Raw genomic sequence first — 4,223 nt, forward strand, 5'->3', positions numbered from 1 at the left:
ACTTTAGGCTCTATGACTAGGGCTCTAGCCAAAGCTACACGTTGCTGCTGACCTCCAGAAAGCTGATGTGGATACCTATCCTCCAAACCAGACAATTTAACAAGCTCTAAAACCTCCTTAACCCTCCTCCTAATTTCATCCTTACCCACCTTCCTAATCTTCAAACCAAATGCTACATTATCAAAAACTGTCATGTGAGGCCATAAAGCATAATTCTGGAAAACCATACCAGTCCCACGGAGATAGGGGGGTGTATTGGTTACATCAACATCATTAAATAGAACTCTACCAGAATCCACACGCTCCAAACCAGCAATGATACGTAAAGTTGTGGTTTTACCACACCCACTTGGACCTAGAATTGTGAAGAATTCCCCCTCAAGTATATCTAAACAAACATTATCAGCCGCAACAACACTACCAAACCTCTTATAAACATTCTCAAGCTTAACCCTAACCATAACAAAATTCACCCCAAACTAAAATCCATAAATCGCAAACCTCTGCTTCAAAGCATAATTGGATATTATTATGGCCAATATTTGAATGGTCATCAGTAATACGCATAAAGCTGCACCAATACTAGCCGCACCAACCACAATACTACCATATACAACTTGATTTATATAGAATGTGATAGGCCCCCTATCCCACCTCAAAGCTCCAAGGGTAACACTGGTGCTGGATTCAGACATACAGTAAACAAAAGTCAGAATAGCTCCACCAAAAATATTCATAGATATTAAGGGTATAACAATTCTAAAGAGCGTTTGAAACCTATTAGCACCAAGGTTCATGGCAGCCTCCTCCAATGAAACATGAACTTGCTGCAAACCAGCAAATATACTCCTAGCAGCGAAGGGGAGACGCCTAAATGAGTAAGCTAAAACAAGTAATGGTGCAGGATCAATTAATGGGTCTAGAGGGGTCCACCTAAATAATGAAGTGAAAAACATGAAATAACCAACTGCAAGGACGATACCTGGAATTGCAACTGGAATTGTGGATAAAATGTCGAGTATTGAAGCTAAAATACCCTTAAACCTAGCAACACAATAAGCTGAAGAAGCACCTATAAATACTGCAATTAAAACGGCAATAGATGAATAAATTACACTATTGGAGATTGCTCTACTAACACTGGGATGCAAAAGCCTATAAAAGTATTCTAAACTAAAGTTCTTAGGGGTAACCCCACTAACAACCCAATCCGTAGAAGCTAAAATCACAGTACCAACTTGAGGCATAGAGCCAACTAAAACCAATACTACGAGAAAAATGTAGACTACAAGTAATTTAAATCCATTAATACGCCTAACCCTAGGATTCCACCTACCACCCCTACTCAATGAAGCATAGGTTTTAAGGGAAACATAACGCTTTATAAACATGAAACCTACAATGGAAATGGACAACAATATTACTGAGAGAGCAGAAGTTTCAGGGGTTATAACACCCCTCATAGCTTCACTAAAAGATTGGAAGATATAATATGACATAACCTTCTTAGCCAAAGGATTACCACTATACCCAATAAACCCAATGGGGGCAGATAGATCCTCCATACTAAATATGAAAGTTATTATCATACCAGCAGTAAGCCCCGGCAAAGCCAATGGGAAAGTTACACGCCTAAAAAGTGAAAACCCCTTAGCACCAAGATTCTCAGCCTGCTCCTCCAAGCTGGGGTCAATATTAAGCAATGAAGCTTGGAAATTCAAGTAAACTATTGGGAAATAGCTTAAACTCTGAGCAATGGAAATACCCACAAGACCATTCAAATCAATCCTATATGGGAGGATATGAAGCAAATCATAGAAAATGTAATTTATCAAACCACTAGTTGGATGAAACAATTTACCCAAAACATATGCATTCACAAATGGGGTGGCAAGCATTGGAACATAAAGTAAAACCCTAAACAAACTCTTACCTGGAAAATCATATCTAGCCAAGATGAAAGCTGAAATTAAACCCATAACCGTAGATAGGATTGTTGTAGCTAATGCAACGATCAAAGTGTTTATTATTATACCGTAATCTAAACCCCAAATATACATGGTATCGCCATAAACATTAAATAGATATCCAGTTCTAGGGTTGAAGTTAACGAAGTATGTATCGCTAAAAATCGAGGTAAACCAGTAAAGTGATGGTTTACCATAATAGAGGAATGATGATGAAAGTAATAGGGATAGGGGGAGTATGAATAGGAATATGAAGAATATTAGTGGAGCAAGATACGAAACAAGTAGAAATAAGTCTACGTGTCTACGCCGCAAAGCATGCATCCAAACCACAATAATTTGTATAAAAATTAGGATATAAGTGGATTTTCATCCACCAACGGCACTGGCAACTTGCTGATATCTAGCTATAGCTGCATTCCTCCATATACTGCAAATATTAGTTCTAAAGTCAACATCTTTCATGTAGGAGTTTATCTTCTGAGCATACTCCATGGTGAATGTGGTTGGCTTATTTGTAAGTGGATCTATGAAAGTCAACTTAGTTGGATTTGCTAAATTATCCACCAACTCCTTAAACTTCTCCTGAGAAATCTTATTGTTAACCTTGGCTTGTATCAGCTTAATCCATGCAGATCTAAGCTCAGCTTGAGGCTTAACAATGGTGGAATCAAAGAACCATATTAAAGCTTGCTCATAGGATGAAGCAAGTTCATCACTAAACTCTATTGTTGCAGCCTTCAATGTAAGATTATACTGTAAATATAGATCTTGCCTACTCTTACCCTCAGGGGTATTGAAAACCTCAACATTTATTGGCATGCGATTTACATTGGGATCAAGCCATATCTTCTGACCTTCAGGTGATAGAACCCACTCAATGAAAGCTTGGGCAGCCTCAACATTCTTACTCGTCTTTAGCAATGCAATGGGATCTGCATTCACTATAGTCCCATCCTTTGGAAGAACGTAATATGCAACTCCTGGAGCTTGAATCTGTGCAGTGTAACCGTAGAAGTCTATGGTTAAACCCACACCAATACGTTTAGATATAACGCTCTCCCTAACAGCTTCAGACTGATCATATATCTCAGCATTTGCACCTATCAATGTAATTATCTTCCAACCATCAACCCAACCATAACGTTGAATGATAATCTCATACATACGGGTATTGGATGTGGATGTCACAGCATTAGCTACACCCACAGAAGTCCTTGGGAGAGTTAAACCATAAGTTTCATTAGCCAAATCAATCCATTTATCAGGTTCAGGAAGATTGTAGGTTTTCAAGTAATCCTTGTTTATTGTGAAACCAAATGATGATATGGCGGCGCCAACCCAAACAATATTACCTTTAGAATCAAATCTCTTGGCAGGTGAACCACTGATAGTGTCTGGAAGTTTATTAACAACATTCAACACACTCCCACTTAGAGGTTTAAGCAAACCTTCAGAATACAGCGTATCAAATAATACTGGCCCTCCACCCCAAGCAACATCAATATCCCCCCTAGCATTAATTGTACTAACCCACAAATGTGCTGCTGGAGTTAACCACTGAATAGCGGTAATATTGTACTTCTTGGCAACAGGTGAAGATAGGAATGCTGTTTCCACCTTCCCTAAAATGTCAAGACCATGCCTACTAATAACCACCAAAGTTATCTGCTTAGGCTGAGGAGGCTGACCACCACCCCCAGAACTTGGAGGGGTACTAGGGCTTGGAGGACGTTGGAATGATTGCCAAACGAAATAGCCACCAATTGCAACAGCCAATGCAATTACAACAAACAACATATACGAATATTTAATTGAACTACTCAAGCCACAGCCACCATTATCAATTAAAACTCAACCCAATAATAAGATATAAATATTTTCCAAAACAAAGATTTAAACGATGAGACATGAATAGGGCAGCTAAAATTCTTGCCCTAACAATACTATTATCAATGCTAATATTCTCCATGGGAATTGCAGAAGCACAAGTGAAGAAGCCAAAGATAGTTGTATGGCTTAAGGGTGCTACTGGTGCAGTTAGACAATATGATGCAGCCAGAAACGATTTAACCCAATATGAGTGGGTTAATGTAACGGGAACCTTAACCTCAAAAGACCTTGAAGGGGCATTTGCACTAATAGTCATACTAGTGGATTCATCACAGAAGATCACAAGTGATGAGATAAATGTTATAAAGAATTGGCTTGCCACTGGTAGAAAGCTATTATGGGTTGCAGGAGACTCAGACTATG

3 protein-coding genes and 1 pseudogene are annotated in these 4,223 nt (G+C 38.9%); 1 reads left to right on the forward strand and 3 read right to left on the reverse strand.

Annotated features, from left to right (window positions below):
• The 3 genes from MRT15_RS09190 to MRT15_RS09200 all read right to left on the reverse strand — a co-directional run.
• On the reverse strand, positions 1-461 hold a 461-nt coding region (locus MRT15_RS09190; protein WP_304329790.1), incomplete at its 3' end, for an ABC transporter ATP-binding protein.
• A gap of 18 nt (positions 462-479) precedes the next feature.
• Positions 480-2,282 (reverse strand): iron ABC transporter permease, encoded by a 1,803-nt coding sequence (locus MRT15_RS09195; protein WP_304329791.1) that lies wholly within the window; start codon positions 2,280-2,282, stop codon positions 480-482.
• Between the two features lie 54 nt (positions 2,283-2,336).
• Positions 2,337-3,794 carry an ABC transporter substrate-binding protein gene (locus MRT15_RS09200; RefSeq protein ID WP_304329792.1) on the reverse strand — a complete coding sequence of 486 codons (1,458 nt, stop codon included), beginning with the start codon at positions 3,792-3,794 and terminating at the stop codon, positions 2,337-2,339.
• 83 nt (positions 3,795-3,877) lie between these two features.
• Between MRT15_RS09200 and MRT15_RS09205 the strand changes: the two are divergent.
• Positions 3,878-4,223, forward strand: a pseudogene (locus tag MRT15_RS09205) (hypothetical protein); the annotation flags it as partial.

The sequence above is a fragment of the Candidatus Culexarchaeum yellowstonense genome, assembly GCF_024707025.1.
GTDB lineage: Archaea > Thermoproteota > Methanomethylicia > Culexarchaeales > Culexarchaeaceae > Culexarchaeum.